Raw genomic sequence first — 7327 nt, 5'->3', positions numbered from 1 at the left:
GGCCGAGCTCGACCTGACGCCGGGGCTCATCGAGAGGGCGCGCGCGGAGAGGGGCGATGCCCCGCTGGCCTAGCCTGGAAGAAAAACGGAATAGACGGACCGACCGTCCGGCTGAGTCTGGGAAGAGGTGCCGGGCGGCGGGCGGAGCATGGCCACCGGACCCATCGAAACACATCTCCACCGTTCCTTCAACTGGGAAAATGCCGCCCCCGGGTCCCGGATAGGACCTCGGGGGCGTTCGGCTAGCTGCGGGAACGGCCTATTCGCTTAATGTGTTCGGCTGAGATCGGAAATCAACCTCGCGAGCCGCCTGGCATGTAGGAGTCTGACGCAGCGTAAGCGGCTTGTCCCCCGCCTCGGCCGACGTGGTCAGCGTATACGTGATCGTCGTCGTCTCGCCAGCATGCAGGTCAACGGTGCCCGAATAGAAGGGGATTCCATGCCACGTAGCGGCGCCAAGACCAAACTGGGTGCCCTCGACGGTCAGATCAGTAATGTTGCCGCCCGTCGGGGCAAACAACGAGACATTCAGACGCTCGTCGTCACGCGCGGCGTCGGGTGCGCTCGCCGCAACGTAGTCGGGCAGCTTGCCAGCCTCCTCCTGCGTCATGATGTTCGTCAGGGTAACGGTGATGCGATAGGAGCACGTGCCGTCGCCGTTCTTCACGCCCTGGCCAATCTGCGTGTCGGCGTTCAGATACCAGTCGAGCTTGGAGAAGCTCAGGTTATTAAAGTAAACGCCGGCAACGGGATCGGCACTCGGGTCATCCGGATCGGGCAGCGAAGCGTCAATGCCCGTCTCTTTGATGGCATTCTGCTCATCATCGTTTCTCATCCAAGCAATCAGGCGGCCCTCTTCGGCACCGCGCTCAACGGCGCTGACAAGCTTCGCAACATCGACATCGCCGATACCGCCAAGAATCTTGTCGAAGGCAGCGCTGGCGACGGATGCAAAGATGCCGTCCGACTCCTCGACCGGATAGTTCCAGTACACATCGTGCATGAGGACCTTTGCGGCGTTGGTGCCGTCGACAACCGTTCCGTCGGGCAGTGACACGTTACCGACCAGGCCCAGCAGATACTGCAGGAACACCGGGTCGATACCGATGACGCCATCAACGTCCTGTCCATACTGGGACTTCCACAACGCGGCGACACGCTGTGAGTTGCGAGGCCAATCAGGCGAATAGGTATTGCCCGAGTTGTACAGGTTACTGTGGTTGCCGAACAGCGCCTCATCCTCTTCGTCGACGCTCTCGACTGCCTCATCCTCACTGAGTCCAATGCGGGGAACAAACTCGCCAATCGACATCTGGCCGTCAGTGACCGAAATCAGGCCCTGCGAACCGCCAAAGCCGCCGCAAGCACGAATCTCGACGTTGTTCATGGCGTACATAAGGTAGTTGCGCGTCTGGCCGTTGGCGCCGAGCATCTGGGGAAGGACGGGGGCGACCTTCTCAGCCGCGTCAACCGCGCCGTTGAGGGTGGCAAAGCCGTCCTTGGCCTTATCGACCAGCTCGGTCACCTGGGAAATATGAGTATCGCCAATGCCCTGGATCTTCTCGTTGGCGCTCTTGAACACCTTCGAGCTGCTGGAAAGCGAATCGGCGACCGCCTGTAGCGCGGACACGTTAATCATGCCGTCCTGGAACAGCTTGCCGGGCGTGGCCTGCGAGAGGTTATCGGCCATGGGAACCAGCGCGTTGCTCGAGACATCGGACAGGGCATCAATCATGGTGCGGGCTGCGTTGATGTCACTGCCATACACCGGGATAAACGATGCCGCCGTCCACAGCGGGCTCGAGGTCTCCGCCTTCATGCTGTTGCAGAGCTCATCGATCTTCTTCGCGTCGTCAGGCAGCGTCGAAAAATCGCCCGACGTGACCTTGTCCTTAAGGCCACCGACGATCTCGACAGCCTCCTTCGCTTCGCTCTTTACGGTCTTTGCCGAGTTAAGCAGCATAAAACCGCTTGCGCCAAGCGCAACGAGAAGCACCGCGACTACAGCGGCAATAATGGCGCCGGTGTGACGCTTTTTGCGCTCGCCCTTGCGATGGCGATGACGGACCAGACCGTCAGAGGTCGAACTCGACGAAGCGTCGCTACCGTAGTTCAAGCCAAAATCGTAATAATCTTCTTTGGAACCCGAGCCCGCAAACTCGGCACCGCTATCATCCAGGCGGGCAAACGTGCCAGTCTCGGAGGCGCCGGTGTAAATCGTACCAAGGTTACCCGTAAGCCCCGCGCCACCGGCAGAGGGAGTATTGTTGGCGGCCTTGCCGGCATTAACGTTGCCGGCGCCATTCGCGGCGTTGGCAGCACCCGCGTTGTTCGCGGGTACCGAAGGAGCCCCGCTCGGCTGCGACGTGGAGGTTGCACCGTCCGCAAAGACATTTCCTCTTGCACGGCCGGTCTTTTTTGCCTTTTGAGACTGCTCGTACAGCGCGGTAAACATCGCCGTCTCGCCCGGGGACACGCGCTTACCGGAACCGCCCTGTCCAGCGCCGCCCGGCGTGCCGGCCTTACCAGCCCCGTTCGGACGCGGCGGAACTGCAGGGCGGCCGCTATCGCTGCCCTTAAAGTGATTACCAGCCATAAAGAAATCCTCGCAATTGAGTCGCAATGAAAAAGTCCATAACGTTACTAGTTTATGGCATTTTGAGCATCGACAGCTAAACTCCAGACACGGACATCAATTGGCGAAAATGCGGCACAACACCTTTTCTGTCTTGGCGGCGGCGCTAGCTACACCGTGAGGAACATCATCACGATGATCATGACAAAGCCGATAAGGTCGGTCGGCAAAAACACCGTCCCCAGCATAACGGCGCTGGTGATGGTCGCCGAAACCGGCTCCACAGTTCCGATGAGGCTCGCGCGCACCGAGCCGATGTCCTTAACGCCCTGCATATAAAGCATGTAAGCAAAAAACGAGCCGATAACCACGAACACCGCGAGCGCCTCGATGCCGGCAGCGTCGAGCGCCGGCATATGCGCCCAGGGCTGCACGAAGACGCACGAGACCACGCCCGCCGTGAGCATTGCCGAACCCGTGACGATGGGGCTGCCGTATTCGGGCAGGATCTTGGCGGGAATCACCGCCATACACGCGGCGCTGACCGCACACATAAGACCTGCTGCCAGGCCAAGCGGCGAGATATTCAGGCTGGTGGGGTCGCCGCCGGTGGCGATTAAAAAGGTTCCACCCAGAGCCAGGCCAATGCCGATGACTTCGCGAGTACGCGGCATGCGGCGATCGATCACGCAGGTGTAGCCCATGATGATAACGAGCTGCAGGCACTGGAGCACCGTCGCGGTTCCGGCGTTCGTCAGGCGCACGGCCGAAAGATAGCAAAACTGGTTGAACAGCAGGCCAAAGGCGGTAAAGAGCAGCAGCTGCTTGCGATCGGCGGGTGTGGTCCAAAGCTTGACCAGGCGTGCGCGGTCGCGCGTGACAACCACAGCCATAAAGAGCAGGCCGGCGAGAATCTGACGCACGCTCATAAGCCACAGCGTATCGACATGGTAGGTATCGAACAAAAAACTCGCGCTGGTGCCCGAGAAGCCCCAAAACGAACCGCCCACCAGCGTAGCCAAGACGCCCGTGATCATCTTGCGCGTCGAAGCGCTGTTCAGGCGGTCGCGCCATGCGCGACGGGTGTTGCGGCTGAGCTCGTCGGTGCCCTCGGGCACATCAATGTTCGATATATCGGTCATCGGCACCGAAGCCCCTGCGCCTTCGACCTGCTCGACACACTCTTTGCTCATTCCACTCCCCCGAAACAGCCTGGAAACAATTCGGCTTACCTTACCACGGCGAAGTCACCAGCTGGAGGCTTGTCCGCTTATCGGTAGGACAATTCCGCAGGCGTCTTTCCATAGCTCGATACCGCAATGGCCTTGCATTATGCGACAGCCAAATCGCGGCAGCAGGCTCTTTTGAAATGGATGCGACAAAGCCCCCGAATTCCACAATGTAAGCGATTTTTAAAAATGTTCTTGCCACCGAGTTCAGGCTCCGTTATATTATCCCTTGCGCGCTTGCGCACCCTTGATCGGGCGTTTAGCTCAGGGGGAGAGCGCTTCCCTGACACGGAAGAGGTCAGAAGTTCAAATCTTCTAACGCCCACCAAATGTTCGCAGCTCAGAGGCTATGTCCTCTGGGCTGTTTTGTTTTATGTCGCCAAATCAGCTGGCAGCTCCAACCGCCCAACTAGCCAAAAGCCGACCATCTACTTGCCGATCTATTCATCGGCATAACCAATCAGTCCGCTCCGCAACTTCTCAGCAAAACGCCGCGATGTCTGCGCCCTGCGGTATCCTTGAGCCACTTGCACCTGCAGCACCAAGGAGCCGCCATGCGCACCGAGCTCGATGTCCCCTTTTCGCACAAAGAAGAAGCCAAGGCGCTGGGCGCCAAATGGGACCGGACCAAGAAGATCTGGTATGTACCCAGCGGCGTCAACCCCGAGCCCTTTGCCGAGTGGCTGCCCGGTGTTGACCGATCCGACCCCTCAGCGCCGTATATATATCTAGTACTGGGCAAGCGCGAGTGCTGGAAGTGTCACAAAGAGACCTCGGTCGCAGCCTTCGGCATTCCCTATCGAACCGATAACGACGAGAGCATCGCCATCGCGCACGCGCCCAACGAAGCCGGGTACATTGCCATCGACACGGCCAACGCCAACGCACTCGCCATCGTGCCCGCTCTTGGCTGCGTACCGGGCGAGATCCGCGACTACCTTCATAAGCGCTGCGGCTACAAGCCCGTAGGCGCGCGAGCCTCCAAAGCCCCGTCGCTCGGCAACACGTGCACCAGTTGCGACGCGCTGCAAGGCAGCCGCTATCTGTTCGAGGAGCCCTCGTCCCCGTTTGCCCTCACTGCCATCAACAAGCTGCCGGCACTGGAGTTTATACGCGTCGAAGTTGCCGGCGTCTTTGGCGTCCCGGTCACGCGTACCGACTTTGACCAGGCGCTCTTTACCTGGGCACGCGACCATCACGCCGAGTTCCACAAGCAACTCGGTGAGGGGATTTATTTGTAGAGGCAAAAGACACTCACAGCCAACTCCTCCGCATCACCTATCCCTCGTCGCCGGCGTCGTACACGATATCGAGGCCACAAACAGGGCATTTCTCCGGATACACCGGCATATGAACGCCTGTCCGTTTTCTCACTTCGTCGCTGAGTCTGTCGCGCGCATCGATAAACCGAATGTCGAGACACGGTATTTGCGAGCCGCAGCAAGGGCAGGTGACGACAAACGACGCGCAATCAACCTCTACGCTCGGAAACATATTGTTGTCTATAAGGGCACACGGCAGTTTTCCGTACTTCCCCATCGCAATATCGCCTCGCCAGCTCATATACGCTCCCCTCTCGCTATACAAATCAGGAAGAGCATGCACCGGCGGGCGTGCGCGAGATTGCATCGCCACGCGATCCGATCAAACAACACGATCGTCAAAGAATGCCAAAGCCAAATACGCTAATACGGCAGAAGCCCCGCCTTTTCACGCTTCTTTTCCGAGCGATCGAACTCAATGCGATGGGCCTCAAGAAACACCGTATCGGGTCGCCACTGACGCTCATCCGGCTGCCTTAGCGTCGCACCCGCAAAGGAAGCGTAGTCGGTCTTATCCAGCAGGTACGATCCGCACAGCCGATATTCGCCGCAAACAGGCTCAAACGAAATCAGGTGAGCATCAAATAGGGAATGAAGATCGCGCCGAAGCAGAATACCGTTGCTGGCAACCTGCGATTTGGGTCCCGAGTAATTCTCGATATGTGCAGCCTCCAGAGCTTCGCTGACGCCGCAGTCCGACACCGCGCAACGGCCATCATAGGCGGCAACGAGCTGCTTGCGGAACCATTGCTGCCCCAATCGCTCGCGCCTTAACGCATAGCGGACCTTTTCGTCGTCGGTCGCACCCTGTCCGGCAAACTCAATATCGACGGGTATGTGCTTCAGATAACTCATGTCGGGCGCAAAACGAGGGTCCGGTCCGCCTTTATGAACAGGACCGTGCAGAACAAACCATCCATTTTCGGGCTCGAACCGCTCAACAAACGCAAGGCCGAGCACCTTATAGCCCACCTCGGTTGCAAATATGACTCCGACCGGGACGCCACATTCCATGCAGTTGAGCATTTTACGGTTGTAATTCTGGTCTCGAGAACCAACGGCTCCTGGCGCTTGGACCGAATACTTAATGACCCACGTACCGTCATCCAAATAGAGCGGAGGCACATCGGTGTAGAAGCTCTTTTTAGAGTTATGGACCGAAAGCGCAAAGATCTTATTGGGATCTTGCTTCACCCGATCCTGGCCCGGCCAGAAGATCCCTGAATCCCGCGTTACGGGAAAGAAGTCCGAGCCAATTCTCAAACGGTACTGATACTGAGGACTATCTTCCTTGGTGTGGTGCGGAAGGCTGGTCCAAACGCCGCCGCGCTGTTCCTCACCCAGAAACCACTCCCATGCCTCAACGTATTCGGAAGGCACGAGACTGCAGGCGCGGTCATAGCTTGGTCCATCCATCAACGGAACAGCAAGGTCAATGTCGTTCATCGCCAGCACCTACAACCATACGAACGCGAGTCATGCCCCTCAATAATATGGCCGAGAGTCAATTATTACGAGATCTCATTCCGCGATCGGCACATCGTTGATGCTCTCGGTTTGCCGCTGGCGCGCTTGTACCCCGCTACCCCACTTCCCTGTATACTGATGTAGCACGTGTTTCATCCGGGCTTGTTGGGCCGGGTCGTTCATGGGAGGTTCTTGTGGCTGTTTCGAATCCGCCTAAGGGAAGCGTTTCTTCTTCGTCCATCAAGCCGGTTACGCGCAAGGCCGTGCGTTGCCAGCGCGAGGTCGCTTGGCTTGTCACGCAGGCGGCGGGCAGACTCGTGGCGAGCACGGAGGACGTCAATGCTCCCACACCGAGCTTTGTGCTGGCAGCGGCGCTGAATCGAGTACGCCAGCTGGAACTCGTCGCACAAGAAGACGGCAGCCATCTTGGCTACCAGGACGCTATGGCGCCCGACCTGTTGACCTTTTGTCGCATGACCAAATTGCCCGCCGCGCCCAATACGCTTTCGGACGCAGGCTACATGTTTACGCTCTCGGGCGCGGACCTTATCCGCGACATCTATGCATACTGCAGCGAGCTCGCCGAGCGCCACGTCTTTGACGCGGCAGAAGTCAAACCGGGAAATGTCATCAAGCTGGTTCTTAGGCTGTTCCTGATAGACGGGTTCGGGGCCATGCCGGCGTAAGCCGAGTCTTTAGCATCACCGTCGACTGGGCAACAACCGCTTTACCTT

General features: G+C 58.6%; 5 protein-coding genes and 1 tRNA gene. 3 read left to right on the top strand and 3 right to left on the bottom strand.

All coding sequences use genetic code 11. The features are described from left to right. Nucleotides 1-259 precede the first annotated feature (259 nt). Together ABHR63_RS06425 and ABHR63_RS06420 are read right to left on the bottom strand one after the other, a co-directional pair. Nucleotides 260-2596, bottom strand: coding sequence for a DUF4012 domain-containing protein (locus ABHR63_RS06425; RefSeq protein WP_346965911.1), 2337 nt, complete (start codon nucleotides 2594-2596; stop codon nucleotides 260-262). Between the two features lie 149 nt (nucleotides 2597-2745). Then, complete coding sequence (locus tag ABHR63_RS06420) at nucleotides 2746-3768, bottom strand: DMT family transporter (RefSeq protein ID WP_346964795.1); 1023 nt, start codon at nucleotides 3766-3768, stop codon at nucleotides 2746-2748. 289 nt (nucleotides 3769-4057) lie between these two features. Here ABHR63_RS06420 and ABHR63_RS06415 point away from each other — a divergent pair. Next, a tRNA-Val gene (locus tag ABHR63_RS06415) sits at nucleotides 4058-4132 on the top strand. A 226-nt stretch (nucleotides 4133-4358) separates the two neighbouring features. Continuing rightward, nucleotides 4359-5045 (top strand): DUF5710 domain-containing protein, encoded by a 687-nt coding sequence (locus tag ABHR63_RS06410; protein ID WP_052043999.1) that lies wholly within the window; start codon nucleotides 4359-4361, stop codon nucleotides 5043-5045. A 444-nt stretch (nucleotides 5046-5489) separates the two neighbouring features. On the opposite strand, the gene ABHR63_RS06405 is transcribed toward ABHR63_RS06410, so the two are convergent. After that, nucleotides 5490-6572, bottom strand: coding sequence for an HNH endonuclease (locus ABHR63_RS06405; protein ID WP_006235116.1), 1083 nt, complete (start codon nucleotides 6570-6572; stop codon nucleotides 5490-5492). Nucleotides 6573-6787: 215 nt separating this feature from the next. On the opposite strand from ABHR63_RS06405, the gene ABHR63_RS06400 reads away from it, so the two are divergent. Continuing rightward, complete coding sequence (locus ABHR63_RS06400; RefSeq protein ID WP_346964794.1) at nucleotides 6788-7279, top strand: hypothetical protein; 492 nt, start codon at nucleotides 6788-6790, stop codon at nucleotides 7277-7279. Nucleotides 7280-7327: the final 48 nt, after the last annotated feature.

This window comes from Collinsella aerofaciens (assembly GCF_039752775.1).
In the GTDB taxonomy this organism is placed as follows: Bacteria; Actinomycetota; Coriobacteriia; order Coriobacteriales; family Coriobacteriaceae; genus Collinsella; species Collinsella aerofaciens_R.
This window is presented reverse-complemented; position numbering and strand designations above follow the sequence as displayed.